The organism is Bacillus sp. FSL L8-0199 (genome assembly GCF_038005705.1).
GTDB lineage: Bacteria > Bacillota > Bacilli > Bacillales > Bacillaceae_G > Bacillus_A > Bacillus_A cereus.
In genome coordinates, this window is the sequence record NZ_JBBOTS010000001.1 from 437,398 (window position 1) to 451,567 (window position 14,170).

Genomic DNA, 14,170 nt, shown 5'->3' on the forward strand with positions numbered 1-14,170 from the left:
TACTATATGAATAACCCAGTCGTACTAGATCCGAAAACAGAATTAAATGAGCAAACAGCACAAGATGTTCGCTTACAACTTAGACAAGATGCGGATGTACAACGTATTTATAATGCGGTAGATATTAAAGATCAATTAGAATTAATTGAACTTGGAAAAGAACCTTCTATGGAAATTTCACGTTTTGCTGATCAAATTTTACATACAATGTCATTATCAAAGATAGAAGATTCTGGTGAATTATTAAAACAGCTTGGTAAAATTATGGACAGATTTGATAGCAAAGACTTTGCGGAAGAGAAAAGTGGTTTCTTCTCACGTATGTTCAAAAAAGCGGATAAAATGATAGAACAAATTTTTAGCAAGTATCAAACGATGGGCCGTGAAATTGATAAAGTATATGTGGAAATTACGAAGTACCAAGATGAGATGAAAAAATCAATTGGTACGTTAGATGGCTTGTATGAGCAAAACTTAAAATATTATTTAGACTTAGAGAAGTACGTAGTAGCAGGAGAAATGCTATTAGAGCGTTTAAATACAGAATTAGTTCCGATGTATGAAGAGCGTGTGCGTAATAATGATCAATTAGCAGGTATTGAATTAGAGTCGCTTAAAAACTCTGTTGAAATTTTAGAGCAACGTATTGATGATTTAGAAAAAGCGCGTATGGTTGCGCTACTTACAGCACCACAAATTCGTATGATTCAACGTGGTAATAATAAATTAATTGGTAAAATCAATACAGCATTTATTACAACGATTCCTATCTTTAAAAATGGTATCATTCAAGCGGTAAATGCGAAGCGTCAAAAGCTTGTTGCAGATTCTATGGCTGAACTGGATCGCCGTACAAATGAATTACTTAAGAAAAATGCACAAAATATCGCAACGCAAAGTGTAGAAGTAGCGAGATTATCAGGTTCTTCTAGTATTAAGATGGAAACACTTGAGGAAACTTGGAACATTATTTCAAGAGGTATGCAAGAAACACAACAAATTGAAGAGCAAAACAAACGTGAGCGTGAAGAAAGCCGCAAACGTATGGCTACATTAACTGAGAACATTAAAAAAGAATTACAAGGGTAAATGAAAAGGCAATGAGGAAGAGTCCTCATTGCCTTTTAGTTTCTCTTCACTAATTTAATAATCTCATTCACAACAAGTGGAATGATACTTAATAAGAGAACAAATCCCCAATCTCGCATCGTTAATGCATGTACACCGAATATACTTGCAAGGGGCGGGATGGAGATGATACAAACTTGCATAAGAACACCGATAAGAAGGGAGAAGACTAAATATTTATTTGTAAAGATCCCAGTTGAAAAAATTGATTTCGTTCTTGAACGCAAGTTAAATGAATGAACGAGCTGAGAAAAACTAAGAACGACAAATGCCATCGTTTGAGCGTGTAATAGAGCATCGTCATCAATTCGCTCTGGGAAAAGAGGGAATAAATTTGTATCTCCAGTATAGAATTTTGCTCCGGCGATAAAAGCTATTAGCGTTAAAAGTCCAATGATAACTCCATTGAAAATCAGGAAAGGAACGCTGCCACTAAATAAGCTTTCTTTCGCATGTCGTGGTTTTTCCTTCATCACATCTGGATCTTCAGGATCAACCCCAAGTGATAATGCAGGCAGTGTATCTGTAATTAAATTCACCCACAAAATATGAATAGGTCGTAGTGGTGTTGCCCAGCCGAGTAAAATCGCTAAAAATAAAGCGATAATTTCTCCGAAGTTACAAGAGAGTAGGAAGAGAATTGATTTTTTTATGTTACGATAAATATTTCTACCTTCTTCAACGGCTTTCACAATAGATGAGAAATTATCATCTGTTAACACGACATCTGCTGCCCCTTTTGCAACGTCTGTTCCTGTAATGCCCATCGCTACGCCAACATCAGCTTGCTTTAAAGATGGTGCATCATTGACACCATCACCAGTCATAGAAACGATATTTCCTTTCGCGCGTAATGCCTTTACAATTTTCACTTTATGCTCTGGAGAGACTCTAGCGAATACATTTAAATGATTAATTTTGCTAGCTAGTTCTGTATCAGAAATGTTATCTAATTCAGTTCCAATCATAATTTCCGATATTTCTTCAGCAATGCCAAGTTCTTTGGCAATTGCAAAGGCGGTATCTTTATGGTCACCAGTAATCATAACTGTGCGAATACCGGCTTTTTTACATTCTTTAATTGAATCTTTCACTTCAGTTCGTGGTGGATCAATCATACCGACAAGACCAATAAAGATAAGATTTTCTTCAAGATGATTTATATCCATATCGTTTGAATTGTATTGTTTAAATGCGAATGAAAGTACTCTTAAAGCTTCTTGAGACATTGCTCCGGCAGCTTCTAATATTTGATTTTTATCAGAATCAGTTAAAATCTCGATTTTGCCGTTTTTAAAAATATGGGTACATCGAGGTAAGAGCTTATCGATAGCGCCTTTCGTCATGCTATAGTAGCTTTCATCGTATGTATGTACGGTTGACATCATTTTACGATCTGAATCGAAAGGTACTTCGTTAACACGTTCATGTATTTTTTCTAAATAATCTTTTTGCATGTTAAAAGTGGTTCCAGCAACGAGAAGTGCAATTTCAGTCGGGTCTCCCGTTTGTGATTCGTTATTATAAGACGCATCATTACATAGCACCATATTTTCTAACAATAGACGTTGCGCATCATTATTTACATTTAAACTTTCTAAGCGATCGTATGTGTTATCACTATAAAAGTGAGTAACGGTCATTTTATTTTGCGTTAACGTACCTGTTTTATCTGAACAAATAATTGTGACAGAACCGAGGGCTTCAACAGCTGGTAGTTTGCGAATGATAACGTTTTGTTTAATCATACGTTGCACACCAATTGCAAGAACGATGGAAACGATAGCTGGCAAGCCTTCTGGAATAGCTGCAACGGCTAAACTAATAGCAGTCATAAACATTTCTAACGTATCCCGGCCTTGTAAAAAACCGATGAGGAACATAATGATACAAATAGCTACAGCGACAAAGCCTAAATATTTTCCGACTTGTGCTAAGCTTTTTTGAAGTGGTGTCATATCATCGTCTGCTTCATGTAAAAGGGTAGCAATCTTACCAATTTGTGAGTTCATTCCAGTTTCAACAGCAACACCGACGCCTCTTCCGTATGTTACAAGAGTAGACATAAAGGCCATGTTTTTTTGATCGCCGAGTGGTACTTGTTCATCACTTTGCATGGAAGGGTGGTAGATTGCATCTTTATCAACAGGGACAGATTCACCAGTTAGAGCAGATTCTTCAACTTTTAAATTTGCGGTTTCAATAAGGCGTAAATCGCATGGGATATATCGTCCGGCATCGAGCATAACGATATCCCCTGGAACGACGTGTTCAGATGGAATTTCTTTTAGTTCACCATGTCTCTTGACGATAGCTTTAGGTGTTGCCATCTTTTTTAGTGCCTCTAAAGCTTGTTCTGCTTTAGATTCTTGGACAACACCGATAACAGCATTTAAAACTACAACAAGCGCGATAATACTGGCATCCGCCCATTCACCTACAAAGGCAGAAATAAGGGCAGCAATAATAAGGACATATACGAGGACGTCATTAATTTGGGCGAAAATACGCTGCCATAAAGTGCGTTTTTGTTTTGTAGCTAATTCATTAGAACCGTATTGCTTTAAACGTTCACTTACAATTTCATCTGTTAAACCGTGTTGTTCGTTTGTTTCTAGGTCAATTAATGTTTGATCTTTCGTCTTACTGTACCAATTGCTCATAAGTAAGCACCTCCAGTAAAAACAGTTAGCAATGGTAGTGTTGCTATTATTTGTGAGTAGTATGTATGGAGAAAAAATCTAAGATGAGGTTCTACTTCTATTGTACAATATTTTACAGTTGGTTGAGGGAAAGAGATGAGTTGTCATGAATTTGTTGGAAATAAAAAAGAGCCTCATATAAGAGAGGCTTTTTTACTTTTTAATTAATGTACCTAATTCTTCTGTAATAGCTTGCATTTCACTAATGCTGAATGTTTCACGTTTCATAACATGATCATAAATGTCACGTAAATCTTCGTACATTTCTTCGTTAAAACTAGCAGCTCTCATCGCTCCAGCATTAACCATACGTAATTTTTCTTTAATAGCTTCGACCATATATTCAACGTTTTCTTCTGACTTTACGGATAAATCCACCGAAGTGTCCCCCTTTAAAATAACATAAGGCTATCTTAACATTTTTTATCATTTTCGTTAATGAATCTTTTCAATCCCATTAAATTAGTAGGGATTTCCTTTATATTTAATAATTGGTTGTTTATAATATAAGTATATATTAAGAAATGCACCAAGAAGGGAAGAAACAAAAGTATGGTTCAAGTATTGTTTGTTTGTCTTGGGAACATTTGCCGTTCTCCGATGGCAGAAGCGATTTTTCGAAATCTTGTCGTAAAAGAGGGACTTGAAGAGAAAATTGTCATTGATTCTGCAGGAACTGGAGATTGGCATGTTGGCCATCCGCCACATAAAGGAACACAAAAAATTTTAAAAGAAAATGCAGTCACTTTTGAAGGAATTAAAGCAAGGCAAGTAGAAAAAGAAGACTTAACAAAGTTTGATTATATTATTGCCATGGACAACAAGAATATAGCAGATTTAAAAAGTTTAGGTAAAACTGGAGGCTATATTGGTAGGCTGTCCGACTTTGTTCCAGACGGTGGCTGGACAGACGTTCCTGACCCTTACTATACAGGGAATTTCCAAGAAGTATATGACCTTGTAACAGAAGGGTGTGCAAAGCTATTAGCTTTCATTCGAAATGAACAAGGAATATGAGGAAGCTTAGAAAGAAATACTTTCTAACATAAGAAATGAAAGGGTGAAGGAATATGGCAAAGAAAAATAATATTGCTCGAAACATTGCGATTGGTGTAGCGGCAGGTGTAGCTGTATCCATGTTAAAGAAAGAAAACCGTGAAAAAGTAAAAAATACAGCAGAAAAAGCAAAAACAAAGATGATTGAAATTGGTGAAAATGCAAAGATCAAAGAAAAAGTGCAAACTGTTACAGATAAAGGACGCGAACTTGCTGATTTCAATGTGGTAAAAGCGAAAGTAGCAGAAATTAAAAAATTAACGCCATCTGTTGTAGAGACGTTAAAAGAAACGAAAGAAATTTTTAGTAAGAAAAAAGTTGAGCCAGAAGAAAAGCCAGAAACGATTGAAATTCAAGCTGTATCTCCAAAGGTAGATGAGCTGAAAGCAGAAGAAGAGCCAGTAGTTGCTGAAGATGGTGGTATGAAAGAAGCGCGTGAATTATTTATGAAAGACTCAAATGCAGTGGAAAAAAAAACTGAAGCGTACATTGAGTTAAAGCAAGATAAAGAAGAGAAGAAAAGCGTTTAAACATATATGAGAAAAATTTTAGAAAAGGTGAGAAGAAATCGTACTTATTCGTTTGGTAAAGATTTATATGACCGGACGATGCGCGATGATGTAGCGGGCTTGGCAGCACAGCTCGCTTATTTCTTCTTGCTTGCAATTTTTCCTGGGCTCGTTTTCTTAATTACGCTTCTTGGATTTATTCCCATTCAAACAGAGGATGTGCTTAGTTTATTAGAGGTTTATGTACCAGATGATGCAATGAACTTAATTGAGGTAAATGTAGATAAAGTTGTAAACCAGCAAAATGGTGGTTTATTATCATTTGGTTTATTATCCATGTTATGGTTTGCCTCAAATGGTGTTAATGCGGTTATGAATGCTTTTAACCGCGCTTATGACGTGAAGGAAACACGTTCTTTTATTACAACAAGAGCGTTATCAATTGTGTTTACATTAGCTATTATTTTTATGATTGTCTTTGCGTTAATTGTTCCGGTATTCGGACAAGTTATTGGAGCAGCAGTGTTTAAAGCACTCGGTTTATCAGATAGTTTTTCTTTCGTGTGGAGCATTACACGATTAGTAGCGAGTTTCTTCGTGCTATTTGCTTTGTTTAGTTTCTTATATACATTTGCCCCAGATCGAAAGTTAAAAAGAAGAGAAGTTATTTCAGGGGCGTTATTTGCTACTGTAGGATGGATTGTGGTATCGTACTCATTTGCTTATTATGTAGATAAGTTTGCGAATTACGCCAATACATATGGTGGTCTCGGTGGTATCATTATTTTAATGTTATGGTTTTACTTAACTGGATGGGTAATTTTACTTGGCGGTGAAATTAATGGTTTACTCCACCATTATAGAACCGGTGACAATAATTCCCGTAATGAATAATGAGCTCTTGTTCCATAATAAAAAGGAACAGGGGGGATATTTCATGAGTAATAATAAAAAGAACCATAACAATAAAAGTAATAATAAACAAAAGAGCAGTTCGCATCCAAAGCATAAAACGAGTAGCAGTGCGAACGGTCATAATAGCTATCATTAAAAAAAACGGGTCCTCTATGAGGGACCCGTTTTATTTGCTGCCTTTTAATAATCGTAAGCCATTCAAAATGACAAGAATCGTACTTCCTTCATGGCCAATAACACCGAATGGAAGAGCTAAAAATTGCAAGAAGTTTGAACAAATTAGCATGGCAATAACGGCTAGCGAAAAGATTACGTTTTGCTTCACAATACGGTTCATTCGTTTTGATAAACGAATTGCTTGGGAAAGACGAGATAGTTCGTTCTTCATCAGTACAACATCCGCAGTTTCTAAAGCTACATCTGTTCCTTCTCCCATTGCGACACCAATGCTAGCAGTAGCTAGTGCAGGTGCATCATTTATACCGTCTCCGACCATTGCTACTGTACCATATTTTTCTTTTAACTTTTTAATCGTTTCAACTTTTGTTTCTGGTAAACATGATGCGTAATATTCCTTTATATTACTTTCAGAGGCAATTGCTTTTGCCGTTTCTTCATTATCTCCAGTAATCATAATTGCTTCGACACCAATGCTTTGTAATTCACGAATAGCAGCTATTGTTTCTTGGCGAAGCGTATCTTTTAAAGCGATAAGTCCAAGAATGCCTCCCTCATCACTAATATAAACGACAGTTTTACCTTCCTTTTCAAGTGAGGCAGAAATACCATTATGAAATGTTTTTGTTTCTTCACCGATAAAATCAGCTTTACCTATTTTATAAGCAGTGTTTTCCAATATTCCTTTTAGCCCAAAACCAGTTACATCTTCAACCTTTTCAGGTTTTTTTAATGTAATGTCGTACGCATGTTGTGCATATTTAACAATAGATTCAGCCAAAGGATGTGTAGAGTGACTTTCAATGGATGCTGTAATAGAAAGTACTTCTTTTTCTGTCATATTTTCTCGAACATATACATCTGTTACGGTAGGTTTTCCTTCTGTTAATGTTCCTGTTTTATCAAAGGCGATTGCTTTTACTGAAGCGAGGCGTTCTAAATGTATGCCACCTTTAAAGAGAATTCCATTTCTTGCTCCGTTAGAAATTGCAGATAACGTTGCTGGTGTAATGGCAGCAACGAGTGCACAAGGAGATGCGACTACAAGTAAGATCATAGCGCGATAAAACGTTTCATTCCAGCTCCAGTCAAGTAAGAAATGAGGAACGAACATCATAAGCGCAACAACGAGTAGTACACCTTTTACGTATGTTCCTTCAAACTTTTCGATGAATAGTTGTGATGGTGATTTTTCACTTTGTGCACTTTGGACGAGACGGATAATCTTTTGGAATAATGTTTGATCGCTTGGCTTCGTAATTTTAACTTCGATAGCACCACGTAAATTTACAGTACCTGCAAATACTTCATCGCCATGTCTTTTCTCATTTGGAATAGGTTCTCCCGTGATTGCTGCTTCATCGATATTTGTTTCACCGTTATGAATCGTACCGTCAGCAGGAACACGTTCACCTGGTTTAATTAAAATAATGTCGTTAATTTGTAACCCTCCAACAGGAACACGTTCCTCAGTTCCGTTAGAAATACGTAATGCTTCTTCGGGTTGTAAGTCAAGAAGAGCGGAAATTTCTTTTTGGCTTTTACTTAGCGTATAAGATTCCATAGCACCGCTGAGCGCAAAGATAAAGATTAAGATAGCTCCTTCTGCCCAGTAGCCAATAATTGCAGCACCAATAGCTGCAAAGAGCATTAGCATTTCAACATTTAGCTCTTTTTCTTCAATCGTATCTTCAATGCCTTCTTTCGCTTTTGCATATCCACCAACTATATAAGCAAGGATATAGCAAGTAATACCTACATTCATTGCATCGTTCTTTGTGAATAACCAGCCAACTAAAATAAAAATACCAGATGCTACTGCAAATACAAGTTCATAATGTTTTTTTAATGTGTCCCATAAAGAGGGATGGGAAATTGTTTCTTTTGCCTGTAACGTTTTTACTTCTGAGTTCATTACTACCCGCTCCTTCCGAATTCTTATTGAGAAAAATAATCAAAATCGAAACCCCTATAAAACGACGAAAGCTGCCATCCATAATGGATAGCAGCATTTCTGTTGAATCTGTTTTTAATAGTTATTATGTTGTAATTATTCTATATTATATCATATATTTTTATGAGATGGTACGGTTTTGTTTCAAGTATAAACGGAAAACTTGTGTTTTCGCAACTCCTCTGGTATATATGAATATTGTTCATAAAAAGGTCGGAAAGGAACACAACAAGTGAAGACAGAGAAATTTTTTACCCATCCGATTGGCGTATTTATTGCTGCAATAGTAGCAACTTTTTTATGGGGAAGCGCATTTCCTTTTATTAAGTTAAGTTATGTTGAACTTGGAATTCAACCACAAGAAGTTGGAGAGCAAATATTATTTGCCGGTTATCGTTTCTTTTTATCTGGAGTCATGCTCTTATTATTCTTTAAAGTGTTAGGAAAAGATATGAGCTTCAAAAAAGGAACAGGGAAACAGTTAATACAAATTGGTTTATTCCAAACGTTTCTTCAATATATCTGTTTTTACATTGGAATGAGTTATAGTTCAGGAATTGAAGGAGCTATCATTTCAGGGACATCATCATTCTTTCAAATTTTACTCGCCCATTTTTTATATAAAGATGATGCTCTCAATATGAGAAAAATAATTGGGGTATCGATTGGTTTTTGTGGCGTCATTTTAGTAAATGTGCCGAGTGATGGTAGCTTATCATTTCATTTTGGGATCGGAAGCTTATTACTTCTTAGTGCAGCAATGCTGTATTCATATGGAAACATATTAGCAAAAGAAGGTAGTAAAACATTAGATGTTGGCTATATGACAGCATACCAAATGGTTTTTGGTTCTATAGGATTATTATGTATAGGGGCTTTACAAGTTGGAGTCATGCCATTTACATTTAGTCTACATGTAATACTTATGCTAATTTATTTATCTTTCTTATCTGCAGCTGGTTTTTGCATTTGGAATACAATTATGAAGTACAACAAGGTTGGAAAAGTATCTATGTACATGTTCTTTATACCCGTATTTGGTGTGTTATTATCGAGCATGATTTTAGGTGAAGCAATTCATTCATTTGTGCTACTCGGTTTAGCATGTGTAGCCGCGGGAATCATTGTGGTAAATAGGACACCAGCTAAGCAAAAAATGGAGCAAGAAAAACAAGTAGCATAGAGAGCAGAAAAGCGATTACAATGGAAGAACAGTACTGTTCTTCTTTTTTCATAGAAAAAGGATAATAGACTAAGTGTAACGAAAAAAGATACAAAAAGCATTTATTGAGGAGAAAATATTATGAATCTACTTTACGTGGTGTTAATTGGGCAAATATTTCTTTTTTTTATTGGTGCAATTTATGCAATGGGGCAGACAAAAAAAACGAAAGATAATATGCCGTTACCTTTAGCAATTCGTCTTATTCTTAGTTTTTCTTTAACAGGTAGTGCAATTTGCATATGGTTACAAGATCCATCTGTAGAGTATAGTACGTGGGTTGCACTTGGTATGACTTTATCGACTGTGGGAGATTTGTTTATGGCTGGGCTGATTCCAATTGGTCATCGATTAATTGGAGGGATGGTTACTTTCGCTCTTGCTCATTGCTTTTATGTAAAAGCATTTTTGCAAACAGGAATTTCATGGAATGGTTTTTGGATTGGCTTACTCGTATATGGGCTCTTTCTAATTGTAGGATGGTTCTTCTTTATCCGAAATGATAAACAGGATAAGTTGTTTACGATAGGAGCTCTAATTTACGGATTGTGGGTTGGAGGAATGGCTTGCTTTGCATTCGCCTTATATTATGAAAATACAGGGATATGGTGGATACCAGCGTTTGGTGGCTTACTGTTTGTAATTTCTGATTTCATTATTGGCGTGACAGATATCGGAGGGCGTAAATTGAAGTATGAGCCACTTTGGATTTGGTTTACATATGTAGCTGCTCAAATGTGTATTATATATGTGGGATTATAAAAAGATACTCTCAAAAATAGTGGATAGACTATTTTGAGAGTATCTTTTTTGCTTGTTAATTTGATCAGTATTTTCATTTTAAAATTTCTAATATTATAATTTTATAATTCAGAATTTTGTAGAAAATCATCGGTCGTATTATTTATAATAAAAGTAAAAAGACGATGAGTTGGTGAAATGATGCAAAAGAAAAAACGTTGGCGTGAATTCTTTGGAACTATTGCAATTGCATGTTTATTGGTGTTTTTGGCGAAAATTTTTGTGTTTTTTCCGACGACTGTAAAAGGAGCATCTATGAGGCCAACGTTGCAAGATGGAGATAAGGTGATTGTTAATAAGTTAGCAAAACAATTTGAAAGCTATGGGAGAGAAGATATTATTGTTGTGAAAACAGATAATTTTTATGTCAAAAGAGTGATTGGATTGCCTGGAGATATAATTGAGATGAGAAATGATCAATTATATGTAAATTCTGAAGTGAAAGATGAAGAGTATTTGGATAGTAATAAAAAACAAGCAGAAAAAAAACTTATGAATTTAACAGAGGACTTTGGACCGATTACAGTTCCTAAAAATAAGATTTTTGTTATGGGAGATAATCGCTTAATAAGTAAAGATAGTAGAAATGGTTTAGGTTTTATTGATAGAGAAGATGTGTTAGGAAAGTTAGCAGGCATTTATTATCCGTTTGAACATATGAAAATAATAAAGTAAAAAAAACCAAGCAAATTTTAGTTTGCTTGGTTTTTTTGTTAAACAGTAGGAGATTCGTTTGATACAAAGATATCTTCATGTTTCTTTGTAGTACTTAAAACAAATTTATGTTGTAGTAATTGTAGCTTAAATAACGCCAAAGGATCATGATATGTTTCTGGATTACTTCTTAGCGTCGCTAATGTTTGCTCGTCTTCCTGTATCTCAAGTTGAGCTGCATCTACATTTTGTTTCAATATATTAAGTGGATCTTTGAAGAACATCATGATATCACGTTCTAATGCACCTTCAAATACTTCAAATTGAAGGAAGAATTGTTTGGAAATTGTGTGAGCAATTTCTGTATAGTCTTCTGTTTCAATATATTGTTTATATTTGTTGGCGAGCATAGATTGGTTTTTTTGCATATTACCAAATAATTTTCCGGCACTTTTTAAGAAAAACTGTGTCGGTGTAAAGCGTAATAAAATATTGATGTTCGTTACTGTAATTCGATTTGTCATTCGTGCAACATCTCGATTCCAGTCATCTAATAATTTGAAATCGCAAGGAAGTTTCATACGTTCTTCTTTATATAATTTATTAAACGTTTCACTCATTTCATCTAAATAAGCTTGAGCTTGAATAAATTCATTATGTGCGGTTTCAATCCATTCTTGAATAGACCCAGTAAATTTAGGAAGAAGTACCTGTTGTACATGCTTTTGAACACGTTCATTCATTGCAGCATTTAATTCTTCATGAACTAGTTTGAAATCACTATCTTCTTGAACAAGATCAGAGCAACTCTGTAATAATTCAGGAATTTGAGAATGTATATCTCGTGTAATTTCTTCTTTCGTTAAAAGATAAGATTCGGTAATAGAGCGAATTTTATCTTTTTCAAGAGCAGTAAGGTTATTAATAAATCCAGTAAGTTTCACTGAGATGTGTTTATTCCAGCGTACGGATTTTACTAATGTATTTTCTAATTCCACACGTTCATTTATGAGATAAGCAATTGTCTTTTGCGTAAACCATATTAGCTTTTCTATACGTTCTTTTTCTATATCGCGCTTTGCAAGATTAGAGAGAATAGATTCTGTTACATCTCCAAGTTGCTGGCTACTCTCTTGCGAAGGAGAGTATGGGAAGAATTGTGCATCTGGAAAATGTATTTTAAGTTTACTAATTAGTTTTTCATTAGTAGTCGTATTATTTGTGTGTAATACGAAGTGAATTTGTAAGTTTGGTACTTGTTCACGTAAATAAATTAATGTATCAATTTCTTTACTATGCAATGGTGAAGAAGAATTTAATACGTAAACAAGACTATCTGCTGCTTGTAAGTATTCAACGTATGCATTGCTTTTATCCAATTGCTCTTGAATGGATGGTGTAAGAAGAAATGTAAACTTATTTTTTCTTAAAAACCTACTTGGTAGCTTAATTTCTATACATTTTTTCTCAAGTTCTGACTGAGCAGATGTAGCCGTTATTTGATGGAATTCATCAAGGTTAGGGATATTTCGTATATCTAACTCGGTAAATTCTGTTATTTCAGTTTGACTAGCGTCTTTAAATAGAATAGGAGTTGTTAAAGTTTCAGTTAAGATGTTCTCTCCTAATATTGAATTAACAAATGATGTTTTATCATGGTCACTAGTTCCAGCTATTAGTAGTGGTGTGATATTTAAATCACATAGTTCATGGACTAGTAGCGTAAATTGATGACTTAAATCTACATCATTTTTCTCAGCCCATACAGCGATTGTTTCGAATAAATGAGAAACTGTTTCCATATTTACATCTGCTTCAGCTGATGTATTAGAAAGTAAGGATCCAGCACTTTTTACGAGTAATGATTCTAAAGTTGTAGGTGAGACTTCATTCCATGCTAACACTGCTGCAGAGACAACTAGAGAATCTTTTGCTTTCGTTAAACTGAACCAATTTGTTAATAAATTTGGTACAAGTCCGTTTAATTCATGCATAAAGTGATTTCCGGTAATTAATGCAAAGTATGTTTCTTGATAGCGAGTAGAAATTTCATTCCAATCGTCATTATTGTCTGTTTCAATATGCAAGAATAAATGATTGATACTTTGAATCCAAGGAAGGTATAAGGATTCATGTTGATAGCTATTCCAAAGAGCAATAACAAGTTCTTTAAATTGAGCTTGATCAACAGCATATAGAGCTTTTAAAGACTCATAGAAATATTCAGGCTTAATATTTTTTGTAAATCCTTTGTTTATGTAATTTATTAACGTATCAAACCAGTGTAAAGATTGTGTTCGAATACCTTCTTGAACAGCTAGTTCGATAGCGTTGTTCCAATCTTCTTGTTTTTCATAGAAAGAACGTGCAATTGCAGTAATATTTGGATAATCCGGTTGGAATGCAACAGCTTCACTAATCGTCTTAAAAGCGAGTCCTAAACGATCTTGTTCGATATAAAGAGAAAGAAGTTGTAAGGAAACCTCCATCGTAAGAGTTGTATCTTCCGTTTGAATAGATTGATAAAGTTCTTCTGCCTTTGGTAAGAATCCTAGTTCAAAATAAGCATCTGCAATATTTTTTGTCGCCCAAAGTGCAAGAGCATTATTTACTTTTTCCCATTTAAATATAGCTGCTTCAAAATCTTTATTTTGATAATAAAATTCACCTTGAGCAAATCGAATATTAGAAATGTTGGAGAATTCATTTTTAGATTCATTTATATATGCTTCACCGAGTACTTCCGATGCAGGAGTAGAAGTTTCTTCTGTTAAAAATGTTTTATAGTAAACTTTTTGAATAAATTGATTTTCAATGGTCATGTTCGTTCCCCCCTGTATAATTTAGAAAAATGATGTCGTATGTAAAAGGGTGTATGTTCTTTTAATAGGTAGAAGTTGCATTATATAGACCAAACTATGTTTTTGCTAGATATATCATTTTTCTTGAGAGTTAAACCGTTGCGAAAAGTAACTTTCCTTTATTGTAACAAAAAAACACGCATATGAATTTTTATTTTTTATCGGGTTATTTGCGGGCAGTAAGAATCTAA

General features: G+C 34.6%; 11 protein-coding genes. 7 read left to right on the forward strand and 4 right to left on the reverse strand.

Annotation, left to right across the window (positions count from 1 at the left end):
- The first annotated feature begins 6 nt into the window (after positions 1 to 6).
- Entirely contained in the window at positions 7 to 1,089 is a 1,083-nt protein-coding gene (locus NST86_RS02280; protein ID WP_001064409.1) for a toxic anion resistance protein, read from the forward strand.
- Between the two features lie 35 nt (positions 1,090 to 1,124).
- Here NST86_RS02280 and NST86_RS02285 read toward each other — a convergent pair whose 3' ends face one another.
- Positions 1,125 to 3,791, reverse strand: coding sequence for a cation-translocating P-type ATPase (locus tag NST86_RS02285; RefSeq protein WP_016117114.1), 2,667 nt, complete (start codon positions 3,789 to 3,791; stop codon positions 1,125 to 1,127).
- A gap of 192 nt (positions 3,792 to 3,983) precedes the next feature.
- Positions 3,984 to 4,208: a DUF1128 domain-containing protein gene (locus NST86_RS02290; protein ID WP_000366196.1), complete on the reverse strand. Its 225-nt coding sequence runs from the start codon at positions 4,206 to 4,208 to the stop codon at positions 3,984 to 3,986.
- 174 nt (positions 4,209 to 4,382) lie between these two features.
- On the opposite strand from NST86_RS02290, the gene NST86_RS02295 reads away from it, so the two are divergent.
- From NST86_RS02295 to NST86_RS02305, 3 genes are read left to right on the forward strand one after another with little or no spacing between them, the layout of a single operon-like run.
- Complete coding sequence (locus tag NST86_RS02295) at positions 4,383 to 4,847, forward strand: low molecular weight protein-tyrosine-phosphatase (protein ID WP_000250916.1); 465 nt, start codon at positions 4,383 to 4,385, stop codon at positions 4,845 to 4,847.
- Positions 4,848 to 4,900: 53 nt separating this feature from the next.
- Positions 4,901 to 5,416 carry a DUF4075 domain-containing protein gene (locus NST86_RS02300; RefSeq protein WP_001085388.1) on the forward strand — a complete coding sequence of 172 codons (516 nt, stop codon included), beginning with the start codon at positions 4,901 to 4,903 and terminating at the stop codon, positions 5,414 to 5,416.
- A gap of 6 nt (positions 5,417 to 5,422) precedes the next feature.
- Complete coding sequence (locus NST86_RS02305) at positions 5,423 to 6,289, forward strand: YihY/virulence factor BrkB family protein (protein ID WP_001226536.1); 867 nt, start codon at positions 5,423 to 5,425, stop codon at positions 6,287 to 6,289.
- A gap of 187 nt (positions 6,290 to 6,476) precedes the next feature.
- Here NST86_RS02305 and NST86_RS02310 read toward each other — a convergent pair whose 3' ends face one another.
- A complete protein-coding gene (locus NST86_RS02310) occupies positions 6,477 to 8,402 on the reverse strand; it encodes a heavy metal translocating P-type ATPase (protein WP_001083770.1) in 1,926 nt (641 codons plus the stop codon).
- A gap of 271 nt (positions 8,403 to 8,673) precedes the next feature.
- On the opposite strand from NST86_RS02310, the gene NST86_RS02315 reads away from it, so the two are divergent.
- From NST86_RS02315 to lepB, 3 genes are all read left to right on the forward strand, one after another.
- The gene (locus NST86_RS02315) at positions 8,674 to 9,624 is read left to right on the forward strand and encodes a DMT family transporter (protein WP_000845706.1); all 951 of its coding nucleotides are present in this window, start codon (positions 8,674 to 8,676) and stop codon (positions 9,622 to 9,624) included.
- A 120-nt stretch (positions 9,625 to 9,744) separates the two neighbouring features.
- Positions 9,745 to 10,425 (forward strand): lysoplasmalogenase, encoded by a 681-nt coding sequence (locus NST86_RS02320; protein WP_098616492.1) that lies wholly within the window; start codon positions 9,745 to 9,747, stop codon positions 10,423 to 10,425.
- Between the two features lie 177 nt (positions 10,426 to 10,602).
- Positions 10,603 to 11,139, forward strand: coding sequence for a signal peptidase I (gene lepB, locus NST86_RS02325; RefSeq protein WP_000983308.1), 537 nt, complete (start codon positions 10,603 to 10,605; stop codon positions 11,137 to 11,139).
- Between the two features lie 38 nt (positions 11,140 to 11,177).
- Here lepB and NST86_RS02330 read toward each other — a convergent pair whose 3' ends face one another.
- Positions 11,178 to 13,940 (reverse strand): tetratricopeptide repeat protein, encoded by a 2,763-nt coding sequence (locus NST86_RS02330; RefSeq protein WP_044795645.1) that lies wholly within the window; start codon positions 13,938 to 13,940, stop codon positions 11,178 to 11,180.
- Between the last annotated feature and the right edge of the window lie 230 nt (positions 13,941 to 14,170).

Coding starts and splice junctions, on each gene's coding strand:
- NST86_RS02280 (WP_001064409.1), top strand. CDS start 7: ATGAATAACCCAGTCGTACTAGATCCGAAAACAGAATTAAATGAGCAA.
- NST86_RS02285 (WP_016117114.1), bottom strand. CDS start 3,791: ATGAGCAATTGGTACAGTAAGACGAAAGATCAAACATTAATTGACCTA.
- NST86_RS02295 (WP_000250916.1), top strand. CDS start 4,383: ATGGTTCAAGTATTGTTTGTTTGTCTTGGGAACATTTGCCGTTCTCCG.
- NST86_RS02300 (WP_001085388.1), top strand. CDS start 4,901: ATGGCAAAGAAAAATAATATTGCTCGAAACATTGCGATTGGTGTAGCG.
- NST86_RS02305 (WP_001226536.1), top strand. CDS start 5,423: ATGAGAAAAATTTTAGAAAAGGTGAGAAGAAATCGTACTTATTCGTTT.
- NST86_RS02310 (WP_001083770.1), bottom strand. CDS start 8,402: ATGAACTCAGAAGTAAAAACGTTACAGGCAAAAGAAACAATTTCCCAT.
- NST86_RS02320 (WP_098616492.1), top strand. CDS start 9,745: ATGAATCTACTTTACGTGGTGTTAATTGGGCAAATATTTCTTTTTTTT.
- lepB (WP_000983308.1), top strand. CDS start 10,603: ATGATGCAAAAGAAAAAACGTTGGCGTGAATTCTTTGGAACTATTGCA.
- NST86_RS02330 (WP_044795645.1), bottom strand. CDS start 13,940: ATGACCATTGAAAATCAATTTATTCAAAAAGTTTACTATAAAACATTT.